At 33.6% G+C, this 13,954-nt stretch carries 5 protein-coding genes; 4 read left to right on the plus strand and 1 reads right to left on the minus strand.

The genetic code is table 11. The features are described 5' to 3' along the window. Window positions 1-160: 160 nt before the first annotated feature. From HHU12_RS16965 to HHU12_RS16980, 4 genes are all read left to right on the plus strand, one after another. Complete coding sequence (locus tag HHU12_RS16965; protein ID WP_169657937.1) at window positions 161-1,000, plus strand: glycoside hydrolase family 71/99 protein; 840 nt, start codon at window positions 161-163, stop codon at window positions 998-1,000. A 16-nt stretch (window positions 1,001-1,016) separates the two neighbouring features. Then, on the plus strand, window positions 1,017-3,326 hold the full coding sequence (locus HHU12_RS16970) for a GH92 family glycosyl hydrolase (RefSeq protein WP_169657938.1): 2,310 nt from the start codon (window positions 1,017-1,019) through the stop codon (window positions 3,324-3,326). A 152-nt stretch (window positions 3,327-3,478) separates the two neighbouring features. Next, complete coding sequence (locus HHU12_RS16975; protein WP_169657939.1) at window positions 3,479-5,350, plus strand: sulfatase family protein; 1,872 nt, start codon at window positions 3,479-3,481, stop codon at window positions 5,348-5,350. 406 nt (window positions 5,351-5,756) lie between these two features. After that, the gene (locus HHU12_RS16980) at window positions 5,757-8,351 is read left to right on the plus strand and encodes a hypothetical protein (protein ID WP_169657940.1); all 2,595 of its coding nucleotides are present in this window, start codon (window positions 5,757-5,759) and stop codon (window positions 8,349-8,351) included. A gap of 466 nt (window positions 8,352-8,817) precedes the next feature. Here HHU12_RS16980 and HHU12_RS16990 read toward each other — a convergent pair whose 3' ends face one another. Next, the gene (locus HHU12_RS16990) at window positions 8,818-13,860 is read right to left on the minus strand and encodes a T9SS type A sorting domain-containing protein (RefSeq protein WP_169657942.1); all 5,043 of its coding nucleotides are present in this window, start codon (window positions 13,858-13,860) and stop codon (window positions 8,818-8,820) included. Window positions 13,861-13,954: the final 94 nt, after the last annotated feature.

Consider the following 13,954-nt stretch of genomic DNA (forward strand, 5'->3'; position numbering starts at 1 on the left):
CTATGACCATTTTTCACTATATCGTTGCCTTCACAGTGAGGACAACGTATTTCTTTGTAATGTCTCATATACATATAACAAAGAATCAACCTAAATCATCCATTACCCATTTATGCAACGTTTTTATGGGGACGTAAAAAATAAAAAGAAAAGTATAACCATGACCAACGTTTTACGCAACGCGGTCAATGCTGCAGAAAAAGAAAAAAGAGCGATTGCAGTGATGTATGATTTATCAGGGATGAATGCAAAGGTTCAAAACTGTGATGTGATTATCAATGACTGGAAAATGCTTGTAGATAGCCTGAAAATTACAAATAGAGGAAAGAAACAAAGCTATCTGTATCATAATAATAAACCTTTGGTAGCCATTTGGGGCATTGGTTTCCCTGACCGGACTTATTCTTTGGAACAGATTCAATTACAGAAGCTAATTGATTTTTTCAAGAATGATCCTGAATATGGAGGTTGTGCTTTAATGATGGGAATTCCCACTTATTGGAGAGAGCAAGGTGCCGATTGTATAAAAGCAGATAATTTTCATAATTATATCAAGCAGGCTGATATAATTCTACCTTGGATGGTAGGAAGGTTCAATTCAAAAAATCCTAATCTCGAAAAAAGATATAGAAAAATAGTAGAAAAAGATATTGCATGGTGTAAGGAAAATAATGTGGATTATGTACCCATTGCTTACCCAGGCTTTAGTTGGCATAACTTGAGTGCCTATGAGAGAGAGCAAGCTCCGCTTAATCATATCCCACGAAAAAAAGGAGCTTTTTATAATACCTTATTGAATACTTCAATTGACGCCGGAGCGAAAATGCTTTATATCGCCATGTTTGATGAAGTAGATGAAGGTACATCGATTTTTAAGTGTACAAATCAACCAGTGAAAGGAGATTTACAGTTTTCAAATTATGAGGGTTTACCATCCGATTTTTATTTGAAATTGACCAAAGAGGCTTCGAAAAAACTAAAACAAAAACATTTACAGTAGTTAATATTATAATGTAATGCAAAAATATATTTTAATTTTATTGTTAGGCTTAATGGGGTGTGCTGGACGCATCGGGAGCCAAGAAGAAATAATACACAAGGAGGATACCTCACCGGTAGATTATGTCAATCCTTATCTAGGCAATATTAGTCATTTACTTGTACCTACTTTCCCCACTGTACATTTACCGAACAGTATGTTGAGAGTGATTCCTGAAAGGGCTGATTTTACTTCAGATAAAATAAAAGGATTGCCTACAGTAACGACAAGCCATAGAGGTGAGTCCGCATTTACAATCAGTCCATCTTATTTAAGTGATGAACTTTCTTCAGTAGTACATTATAGTTACGATCAGGAGAAAATTACACCTTACAGTTATGATGTCTACCTAGATGAAGAGGCTATAAATGTAGCTTATGGATTATCCCATCAATCTGGTGTGTATATTTTTGACTTTAAAAAACAAGGTGATAAAGTATTGATGATCAATAATAAATCTGGTGAGATAAAAATCGAAAGCAACAGTATTTATGGTTATCAACTGGTAGACAATGAAGTTACAAAAAATAATACAAAAGTATACATATACCTTGAAACAGAAGAGCTTGCCGAAAGCTTTGGTATATTGGAAAATGGGAAAATAAATACAACTCTGCATACGTCAGAAGGTAAAAATAAATGTGCCGCACTTACTTTTAGTAAAGAAACCGAACAACTGAAAGTTAAATATGGAGTCTCTTTTATCAGTTGTGAACAAGCGAAGAAAAACCTTGAAAGAGAATTGAAAGGAAAATCCATGGCTGACTTAAGAGCTGATGGTAAACAAAAATGGAACAATGTGTTGTCTAAAATTAAGATTTCAGGAAAAAATCAAGAGGATCTTAAGTTGTTTTATACTTCACTTTATAGAACCTACGAGCGCCCTGTTTGTATTTCTGAAGATGGATTTTATTTCAGTGCTTTCGATGGGAATATACATAGAGATAACGGAACACCTTTTTATACAGATGATTGGATATGGGATACCTACCGTGCCACACATCCATTGAGAATATTGACGGAGAAAAAGTTAGAGAAAGACATTCTCAATTCATACATCAGAATGGCTGAGCAGATGCCTAACTTTTGGATGCCAACTTTCCCAGAAGTAATGGGAGATAGTAGAAGAATGAACTCTAATCATGGTGTAGCAACTGTTTTGGATGCCGCTGCAAAAGGTTTGGATGGTTTTGATTTAGAAAAGGCGTATGAAGCTTGTAAGAATGCTATTACAGAGAAAACATTAGCACCTTGGTCATGGGATAAAGCTGGAGAATTAGATGTTTTTTATAAAGAAAATGGATATTTTCCTGCTTTGGCTATTGGTGAAAAAGAAACAGTACCAGAGGTACATCATCATGAAAAAAGACAGCCTATTGCGGTTACTTTAGGAACTGTATATGATGAATGGTGTTTATCAGAAATTGCCAAGATGTTAGGTAAAGAACAAGAGAGCCACTATTTCTTCAATAGGTCATTGAATTACCGAAAAGTTTTTAATACAGAAACAGGTTTTTTCCATCCAAAAGATAAAAATGGGAATTTCATAGAACCGTTTGATTATAAGTTTTCAGGGGGTATGGGAGCCAGAGATTATTATGGTGAAAATAATGCTTGGGTTTATCGCTGGGATGTTCCTCATAATGTTGCAGACCTTATCTCTTTAATGGGTGGAGAAAAACAGTTTATTAAAAATCTTGATGCTACTTTTAATGAACCCTTGGGAAGAAGTAAATATGCTTTCTTTGCTCAGTTGCCTGATCACTCAGGAAACGTTGGGCAATTCTCAATGGCCAATGAGCCTTCTTTACATATTCCTTATTTATACAATTATGCTGGACAGCCATGGAAAAGTCAGAAGCGTATTAAGCAGTTGGTACGTATGTGGTTTAGAAATGATCTGATGGGAATACCTGGAGATGAAGATGGCGGTGGAATGTCAGCATTTGTAGCCTTTTCTCAAATGGGCTTCTATCCTGTTACAGCAGGTATGCCATCATATAATATTGGTACACCGTTTTTTGATGAAGTTTCTATAAAGTTAGGTAATGGCAGTGTGTTTACGATTGAAGCTACAAACCTTTCGGAAGAAAATAAATACATTCAATCAGCTACGTTAAACGGTAAAGACTGGAATAAACCTTGGTTCCCTCATAGTGAAATAGCAAATGGCGGTAAGCTAGAATTAGTAATGGGACCAAAAGCAAATTACAATTGGGGAATTAGTCCTAGTGATGCTCCTCCATCAGCAGGAGATCTAAAGATAAGTTTGGCAAAGAACGAGTAAGAGCAGAATATACACTGATATTTTTCAGTTTTGACTATTATTCACTGCATTTTAACTAGTAAATTTAGTACTAAAAGGCACCCTTATTTTGAGGGTGTTTTTGCCGTACATTAATTGAATTGCGACTCAGTACTTTAAAAATCAAAAAAGAAATGAAATCGAATTACATAAAAGGTCTTTTGTTGTTAATTACATTGTGTCTGCATTTCTCAGTATTTGCACAGCAGAAAAGACCAAACGTAGTCTGGATCACCACTGAAGATAACTCAGCAAACTGGTACAGATTGTATAATCCAAAGCATGGTGCTCCTATGCCCAATGTTGAAAAACTGGCAGAAAATGGATTGGTTTTTAATCATGCTTATTCCAATGCACCGGTTTGTTCTGCGGCTAGAAGTACAATTATTTCTGGTGTTTATGCACCCAAAACAGGTGTTCACTTTCACCGTCCACAAGAGAAAGTACACATGCCCAAAGGGTTGAAAATGTTTCCCAAATACTTGAGAGAAGCAGGGTATTATACAACAAACAACAGTAAGCAGGATTATAACTTCACGAAGCAAGAAGTTAAAGGTGTTTGGGATGAAAGTTCAAAAAAAGCCACTTTCAGAAATAGGAAACCCAATCAGCCTTTTTTTCATGTACAAAACTTCATGGACACACATGAGAGTAAATTGTTTGGTCCGTTGAATAAAAATGTGGAGAACATCAGTAATGCTGAAAATGTTGACTTATTTCCTTATCACCCAGATACAAAATTGTTTAGGAAAAAGTATGCCCAGTATATTTCTTTAAACCATCATGTAGATAAGAGAATAGGTAGTATTGTGAAACAACTGGAAGAGGATGGGTTGCTTGAGGATACTTTTATTTTCCACTATGGCGATCATGGAGGAGTACTCCCTGGAGGAAAGGGATATGCACATAATGACGGACTTCAAGTAGCAATGGTAGTGTATGTACCTGAGAATTGGAAACATCTTGTCCCTGCTCCTAAGGGCTCAAGAATAGATGGTTTTGTTGAGTTTATTGATCTATCAGCAACAGTTTTAAACCTTGCAGGACTTCCTATTCCGGAACAGATAGACGGAAAGCCTTTTCTTGGGAAAGGTGTAACATTAGAGGATCTTAATCAAAGAGATGAAGCTTTTGGTTATGCAGATCGTTTTGATGAAAAATATGATATGGTTCGCTTTTTAAGAAAAGGGAAATACAGTTATTGGAGAAGTTATCAGCCTTTTAACTTTGATGGTCTTCATAATTTTTACCGTTATAAACAACCTGCGTTCAAAGAGTGGAGAGATTTGGCACAAAAAGGAAAACTTCAAGATGTGCAGTCAGCTTTTTACAGACCACGTTTGCCTGAACAGTTATATGATTTAGAAAAAGATCCTCACGAGATCAATAATTTAGCCAATGATCCGTCATATAAAAGTGTGTTGTTGGAAATGAGAAGTATTATGCAAAAGCGTGTAAAAGGCCTCCCTGATTTATCATTTTTACCAGAACCCTCATTTTTAAAATTAAGTTCTGGAGACGGTGTAGCTTTCGGTAAAGAAAATCAGATAAGAATTAATAAGTTGGTAGACATTGCAGACCTTCAGCTTTTACCTTTCAAAAAAGCGAAGAAAGGTATTCAAAAAGCATTGGAATCAAAGGATGCAATGGAACGTTATTGGGCTTTAATAAATTTAAGTACATATGGACAGGAAGCATCCTCTTTTTATAAAATAGCAAAAGAAATGGCTCTTTCAGACGCCGACTTATTAGTTCGTACACGTGCAGTAGAGTTTTTAGGTCTTACAGGAGCTACTGATCCTAAGTCGTTAATATTAAGTGTTTTAGATCAGTGTAAAGACCCTGTTGAAACTAATTTTATATTGAATACTGTGGTACTTTTAGTAGATGCTAAAGGGATGGAGATTGATCTGCAAACTCTGAACAATGCCCATTGGGCTAAATTTGAAGGGTTGGTTCCACTCAGAGTGAAGTACCTAAAGACACGTATAAAGAAAAATAGTTAATCACTAAAATTGGGTTAGTAAGGGCGAGATAAAATATAACTAATAGTTTTTTCATTGATTAATAAACTATTTAAGATGAGTTTGATGACGTTAGGTAAATGACAATAAAGAGGTTTGTAAATATTTATTTACATGAACTTGACATGAAGCAGAAGAGTTTAGTAAGTTTGTTTAATAAATGGAATAAATCATAAACTTCTTGCTGACCTAATTTTTTATTTAGTGTGTTTTTTATTTCAATAGTAGGTTAGTACTTACTATGTAAGCCAAGATTATTGATTAAATATAAAGTTCTGTTTATTAAAATTAGACTTTAATCAAAACCTTTTGAACTGTTTAAAACAATATTCTTGAAATGGTTTATGGGCTTATTTTTTCACATAAACGACTGCAACTCTAAGTGAATATGATCAAAAAATTACTTCTTTATTTTATATATTTATTAACCTGTCATTCAATTCTGGCAAACGAGGCTACCATAGGAAACCTAAATAACGGATTACATTTTTCTAATTATGGTTTATATAAAAGTTGGGAGAATAATTCTAGTCTAGAGATTCCATCACGTAATGAAAACTTTATTAAGCTTGGTCTCCTAAGTAGTATTCGTTTTCAATTAAAACTTAATAATTCAGAAGAAGCTAAGTTTGGGTATTTATTCAGAATATTCACAAAGCAAAGATTCAATATTGACATCCTTCAAGTACCAAATAAATCGAACAAAGAGAATTTTATTTTGGCTGTTGGCAACAAACAGGTGCCATTTAGTCTCAAAGGGGATTTGAATGATTTATTTGAACTGAAACTTACGTTGAATTCCATCGACAACAGAATTGTGCTCTACAAAGATGAGGATATCTTAGCGAGTGTAGCGTTTCCAAAAAAATATTCATTAGAGCAATTGAAATTATTTTTTGGGGTTTTGGATTATGAAGGTATTTTCTCTCAAGATATATGTTCTTTTAATCTCTATAAAATTGCCATTTACAATACTGAAAAGCTAAAACATGAATGGGATTTTGATGAAAATCAAGGCACAATAGCTTATGATAAAAAAGAGGGATTAGAAGGTAATATTACTAATCCGAGGTGGCTCAAGAATCATAATTCACACTGGGATAAGATGGCCACTTTTAATGTAAAAGGAAAGGCTTACTATGATTTTGATGATAATGGCAAACTATTTCTTTCCACCGCTGATAAATTGTATGAAATTGATTTCAAGAAAAGTATAAATACGGTTTTCGACTATTCTGACAAACCCATGAAAATGGTTATTGATACAAAATTATTGTATGATAAAGAGCGAAAGCAGGTAGGACTATATTACATTGAAAATAGTGTAGTTACTTTTTTTGATAAGAATAAGAATCAATGGGAAAAACAGCTTACAGATTATTTGATTGGTGAAAAATATTTGCACCATGTTTATTCTGATATCAAAGGCACAAATTCCCAATTATTTTTTGGTGGTTATGGACATTATAAGTACAGCAACGATTTTCATATCAGAGAGGGAAAAGAGTTTAGAAAATTAACGATAGATCAACCTATAATGCCACGTTATCTTTCTGCCATGTCAGACGTAGAAAATAATTCATTTTATCTTCTTGGAGGCTTTGGTTCTGAAGATGGTGACCAATGGAATAAACCTCATATCATGAAAGAATTAATAGCAGCTTCTATCGTTGAAAATCAAGTGAAGGTTGATACGATAGTACCAATTGGGTTTGATAAAAGTTATGCGTTTTTCGGGAAATTACATTCAATCAATCAAGATTCTTCACTCTATGCATTAGCATTTGATATGGATGATTTTCATACCAATTTACAGTTGATCAGTATTGATCCTACTACTGCCTCTTTTTCTATTTTAGGTGATTCCATTCCATTCACATTTAAAGATATATTCAGTCAGGCAAAGATGAGTTATGTGGAGTCATTGCAAAAGTTAATTGTGATATCATCATATTATAATTCAAAATACGATAACACTGACATCTCTATTTATCAAATTGATTTTCCTGTTATACCATTACCTGATGAAGAACCTATTGAAGAAACCAATTCTTTCACTTTTATCATAGGTTTTATTGTTGTATTAATGGCTGTTGTTGGGGTTATATTTATAGGAAAAAGGAAAAATAATCAGATAGAGAAGAAACTAGAAGTTAAAGATGTACCTCTTTCAAAAGTGAAAAAGGAGGAAGTGGTTCAGGAGAAAAAAGAACCCATACAGCATCTAACACTTCAGAATACTTTCAGTAAAAAGAAAGATGACTTATTGACAAAGCATAATGCCATTTATATTCTTAATAGTTTTAAGATTGTGAGTAAAGAAGGGAAAGACATCACACATGAATTATCTCCTTTACAGAGAGATATTATCTTATTATTATTATTTAAGACTGATAAAGAAAAAGGATTAACTACAGATCAGTTCAATAATGTTTTCTGGTTTGATAAATCAAAGAAAAGTGCTAATAATAACCGTTTGGTCAACCTTTCGAAATTAAGAAAAACGTTAGCCCAACTAGATGAAATAACAATTTCGAAAGAAGAAAATAAATGGAAAATTAGCCTTTCTGAAGAAATTTTCTCTGATTGGAAACTTTTCCATGAATTGCTGAATAGCGATGAAATTAGCCTTGAAACCATTGATATTTTATCAAAAATTATTGGTAAAGATGGCGTATTGGGTGATTTGCATCTTGAATGGTTTGAAAGTACCAGAAATGAATTAATATATAAGATAAACGAACTGCTGTTATCTTTTTATAAGCAGAATCAAGACAAACTTACTCCTTATCACGCTAATAAGATTGCAAATTTATTATTGTTACTTGACAACTTAAGTGAGGAAGGAATTTTAATCCGATGCAAAGTGATGAATAGTCAAGGAGATACTGAGGGAGTGGAGAGAGTGATGTCTGAGTTCCAAAGAAAATATATGGAAAGTTATGGAGAAGAATTTGTTTTTGATTTAGATCAAGTCTTGTAAGGATATTAAAATAGATAATATATTTGCCACCGTAAAATACATCTGTAGACGTTGTAGTTTTACGGTGGCTTTTTTAGTCTAAATTTCTACAAGCTTTCATTGCTATACTTTCAATCTTCCTTCTTCTTCATTTTGTCTTGAAACAAAACGAAGCAAAAATTCAAGGCATTGAAGTCAAAAGCTAAATTCCATTCCTTTCGCCTAAATGATTTTAAACTCGCTAAAGCTCAAACAAGAAAATCATTTTTAACGGCTCAATACATGAAATTCTTAACGCTTTTCCCTTCAATGCCGATGGATGTACTGCTTAATGATAAGCTAATTACATATCCATTTTACTTTTTAATAGAAACTGTATTACTAGACGAAAATCTAAGAAATAAAAAAGGATTAAGTTATAAACCTAATCCTTTACTTTTATATACTACTAAACGAATTTTCAGTAGCTTAAATGAATAAATGAATTCTATTTTTTGATCACTTTTATAGTTTTACTGCTGTTCTCAATCGTTACATTGATATAATAGATGCCAGACGGGAACGCAGTTAGATCAATTCCTTTTTTATGATAACTACCCTTGAGCATTTGTTTTCCAATGGCATTGAACACTGAAAATTGAATACCTGAAGGGGTGTTTTTTTGAAAGTTAAGGTATACAATTCCTTGAGTAGGATTGGGGTAAGAACTGAAGGCTAGAGGATCCAAATGATCTGTTGAAAGAGGATCGTCAATCTTAAACGTAACTGTTTCTGAAGTGAAAGTCAGATCAGGAAGTTCATGATGCATGATTACCATTTTATAGTCTCCCACCTCATTAACATCATAATAGGTATTGATTCCACCTTCAATAGGTTCTTCATCTTTGTACCATTGATATTTTGTGCCTTTTATGCTGTCCAATTCTTCAAAAGAAAGCATATATGGAGGGAATAAAGCTATGGTCTCCGTTTTACCCACCTGAATATGTTGCTCACTGTAGTTTACACTGACTTCTTCATTTTCAATCATCTCTTTTACCTTAAGTAGTTCAGAGAAATTAAGAGCATTATTAGAAACATCCAGACTGATTAACTTATTTAATGCTGATAAATCAGTAAGTTTTTTTAAGCTTTTAGCTGAAAGGTCTAATTCTATAAGATTTGCTCCTTTAAAAGTAGTCCCTTCCCATTTAAAATAGGTTATATCTTGATGCCAGTCTAAGAGATCAGGGTTGGCTTGAGACAATGCTAGTAGTGCATCCATTACCGCTTGATTTCTTTTTTGTAATGAGATCGTATTTGTTGTAATCACAAGATCAGGAATTTCAGAATTTGTAACCTCTACTTTATAATTTCCTATTCTAGAAACTTCATGTTTACTATCAAAAGCATCTTCTTCTTCTTTTCCGTTTCTGTACCACTTATATGTGTCTCCTCCAATTTCTGTTAGACCTTCGAATGTAATAGTATAGGGAAGTATAACGTCAATCGTCTGATTTTCGCCTATAGAAATATTTTGACCTAAGTATTTGACTGTTGTGTTATCATCATTGATAATATCTATCACTTTCAATAATTCGGTAAAGGTTAAAGCATTATTAGAAAGATCAAGTGAAGTAAGATTTGTAAGTAGAGAAAGGTCTATAAGTGTTGTTAAATCTTTACCCGAAAGATTTAATTCAGTGAGGTGACCATCTATAAAAGTAAGTTCCTCCCATTCAAAATAATGAACATTTTCATTCCAGTTTAACAAGCCGGCATTGGCGTTCGATAGTGCTAGAAGAACATTAAGCAATGATTTATTCATTATTGAAATATTCCCTGAGGTAAAGGTAAGACCGGGAATTTCTGTATTAGAAATTTCTAATTTATATGTTCCTTCTACATCTACGTTAAGTGTGGCAATAGTATTTCCTTCAATCTTCTCTCCATCTTTATACCAAGAGAATGTATCAGCACCCGTGGCCGTCAAATTATCAAAGGAAAGCGTATAAGGAAATACCTCATTTAGCACCATATCTTCATTCAATACTAAATCTTGGGAAAGATAGCTGACATTTACCTCTTCATTATGAATAAAATCTTTCACTTTTAATAACTCTGTAAAGTTTAGTGAGTTATTGGAGAGATCCATACTTGAAAGTGCAGTTAAGGCTGAAAGATCTGCTAGAATAGAAATATTCTTTCCCGAAATATTCAGGTTTGTAACTTTATTTTGCTCATCAATCGTCACACCTTCCCATGCAGTAATGATTAGATCTTCACTCCAATTAAGTTGCCCAGGATTAGCGTCGGCTACTGCAAGTAAAGCTTCTTCGTCATCTGATAGTACTTTATTTATAGTGACAACCTCAGAAAGGAAAGAGGTGTTTGGTAATTGTTTATTTGATATCAGAAGAGTATAATTACCACCGTCTGTAATAGTTACAGAAATAGAATTTTCGTTACTCAATGGAAGGTCATCTTTGTACCATTGGTAAGTATCACCTCCTATAAATGCCGTTCCATCGATACTAAAAGTAGAAGGAAGTTGTTCTTCAAGGGTTTCAGCATTACCAAAAGTAACACTTTGGCCTGAATAATTGACTGTGACTTCTTGATTGTCAATGAATTCTTTTACTTTGAGAAGCTCTATAAAAGTGAATTTATTGTCAGAAATATCTATAGTGGAAAGTTCAGTAAATAATGAAAGATCTATTAAGTTCGATAAACCTTTTCCTCTTAGATTCAGTCCCGTCAGATTATCTCCCTCTAGAGTTATTCCTTCCCACTGATCAATAGGTAGAGTTTCGCTCCAGTTTAATTTATCTGGGTTGGCAGAGGCTAATGTAAGAAGTGTTTCCTGTAAAATAATCAGCTTACTTTTGAGGGTATATTTACTAGAAGTAAAGGTGAGACCAGGCACCTCAGAGTGGGAAATAACTACACTATAAACACCACCTTCTTTCACCTCAAAAGAGATTTCACTAGCATTTTCTATTATTTCTTCACCATTATACCATTGAAAGAGGTCTCCCCCTACAGAGGCAATATTATCAGCTGATAATGAATAAGGAAAATCTATTCCTATAATCTTGTCTTCATCAAATATGAAGTTCTGATTTAAATAATTGACACTGATATCCTGATTTTTAATCAGTTCCTTTATCTTCAAAATTTCTGTAAAATTCAGCTCATTATTAGAAATATTTACAGCTTGAAGTGATCTGAGTGATGAAAGGTCTGTCAACTTCGTCAGTCCTTTTGCAGAAATATCTATAGCGGTAATAGACCCCTCTTCAAATGTTAGTCCTTCCCATTCAAAATATTTGGCAGGGTCGTCCCATTCTAGTTTATCAGGATTAGCAGTAGATAAAGCAGTAAGCACATCGATTATTGTTTTATCTACAATAGTAATTTCTTCAGAAGTAAATGAGAGATTAGGAATTTCAGAATTAGTAACTTCAACTTTATAAACTCCTTCAGAGGTTACCTCAAGGCTGGTATTATTAGAATTTTCAATTAGTATTCCATCTTTGAACCATTGGTAGGTATCAGCACCCAATTCATTGATCTGATCAATGGTCAATGTATAAGGAAATTCAACACTAGCAGTTTCAACATCATTTAAGGCCACATTTTGTGGAACATACTGAATTGAAAAACCTTGCTCATCAATAAAGTCTTTCATTTTCATCAACTCTGTGAAATTTAGAGCATTATTGGAAATATCAAGGGACTTCAGTTCAGTTAGAGATGAAAGGTCAATTAATTGAGAAATACCTTTACCAGCTATAGTTATGGCAGTAACTTCATTTTGTTCATTTATAGTAACGCCTTCCCATTCAGTAACTACCAAATCAAAACTCCAATTTAATTTTCCTTCATTTGCTTTGGCGAGTACTAACAGTGTTTTTTCATCTGGAGAAAGTATTTTGGTTAAGACGCTGATAGTTTCAGAGGTAAAAGTAAGTTCGGGTAAATCAGTATGGGATATCTCTAGAGAATAATCACCTTCTTCAGTAATAATCAATGTTTCATTTGTTGCCTCAGCAATAATTTCGCCCCCTTTCTTCCATTGGAAAGCGTTTCCACCTACAATATCTTTATCATCAATAACAAGCGTGGCTGGTAATTCTAAATTAACATCTTTAGGTATTCCTACAGTAATCTTTTGTTGTGAATAACTAACGTTGACAGCCGGATTATTAATGATATCTTTTACTTTTAAAATTTCAGTAAATGTTAGGCTATTGTTAGAAATATCAAATGTAGTGAGTGATGTTAATACAGATAAATCGATTAATTGTGTAAGACCTTTACCTGCTAAATTCAATGTAGCAACTTTATTTTTTTCATCAAAAGTCACACCTTCCCATTCTTCTAAAGCTAAAGATTTATTCCAGTTCAAATTGTTATTATTGACTGAAGCAAGAGCTAATAGTGCGTCGATTTCAGATGAAGTATCAACTGTTTGTATAGTAATGTAAAAAGGAATATTAATACCTTCTGTAAGGTCAGGATCATGTGAAAGTGTTCTACTAAGCTCAAGGTTTCTTGTCTGAGAGGCATAAACTCCTGTTTCAGAAAATGTAATAGAACGTCCATTTGCAGAAGCTGAAGCAGGTAAGTTTATCCATTTATATTCGGTGCCTTCCACATGATGACGATCTGAAATAGTGTAAGTCATACCACCTGATATATCACCATAAAAACGAACAACCTCATCTACCCTTTGTGCCCCCATGCCTCTTACTCTCGCACTATTTTCTGTTAAAGTCAAAAATTTACTGACTTCACCATATGAAAAAGCATTGGATGCAAGGTATATCGCATCTCTTATATAGATATCATCACCATTAAATATTGCACTTGGAATATTTTTCATTCGTGGTGATTGTGTTTCAATATTGAATAAACTAAATCCTAGAGCACCATTATTGGGATCTTTAACGGGTGATTCTGAAATCGTTGTTCTTGAAATTTGAGGGGGAAAGTATTCAAAACCATTTCCTTTTATATTAATGGAATGTACTTTCGTTAATGTTGCAAAGGACTCAGGTAAAGTAGTTATTCCTCTTTGATTTCTGATATTGAATAGTGTGAGTGCAGTAAGGTTTCCTATGTTGGAAGGGAGTTTCTTGATACTTTCTGACGGGAGACTAAATGTAGTTAAATCAAATTTTGTAATTCTTTGATTCCCATCACTTCCTGATGTAGCTCCACCTAATCCCAATTTTCCTACAAAGTCATAGTCTTCAATGAAGTCACTCACATTTGGCAGTTGATCCGCTGATAAGACTTCTCCATCAGCATTAAAAATTTGTTCAGGTGTGTAGATTTCTGAAAATTCTTCCCACCCACTTTTCACAACAGATTCAGGTAGACCTTTATTTTCATTTCTATAGGAATTAAATACACTTTGTGCTTCACTATTAGCAGGATTTAGATAAAGTGCCACCATAGTCCAATAATCACCTGTTTTGTCCTGAGCATGAGTAGCATGTCCTAGCACAAGAGTTAGTCCTAATATAAGTAAGTATCTTTTCATCATTAATTTCATTAAAAATCAAAAAATTATCAGTAGGTCCTCTTCAGCTTTTTGATTGTATGTTTCCAGCCTTTGTCCAGTGAATTAGTTGATC

Origin of the sequence: Flammeovirga aprica JL-4 (assembly GCF_012844305.1) — a bacterium.
In the GTDB taxonomy this organism is placed as follows: Bacteria; Bacteroidota; Bacteroidia; order Cytophagales; family Flammeovirgaceae; genus Flammeovirga; species Flammeovirga aprica.